This window comes from Oleiphilus sp. HI0123 (genome assembly GCF_001635315.1).
Genome location: NZ_LWGE01001887.1, coordinates 1 through 304 on the forward strand (window position 1 = coordinate 1; position 304 = coordinate 304).

General features: G+C 39.1%; 1 protein-coding gene. It reads right to left on the reverse strand.

The features are described 5' to 3' along the window. On the reverse strand, positions 1-304 hold a 304-nt coding region (locus A3761_RS25145; RefSeq protein ID WP_231881314.1), incomplete at both ends, for a pseudouridine synthase.

The window sequence follows — 304 nt, forward strand, 5'->3', positions numbered from 1 at the left end:
TTCAGCAAAGGCTTTTATATATTCATGGCTTATAGGCTTGGCCAGTCGAACACGATATCTTTTAAGTACTCCGCAATTAGCATCGCTTAGTTGTCTTGACCATTCTCCGTCATTTGTAAGCAATACAAGGCCGGTAGAGTTTAAATCAAGACGACCGGCTATATGCAATTGATCCTTAAAATCGTAAGGAAGTAAGTCAATCACAGTTTTGTGTTGCTTATCCTTGGTTGCGCATACAACGCCCTTAGGCTTATTGAGCATTAGGTAAAGTGCATGATTATTCTGTATATCTGTTTTATCAACC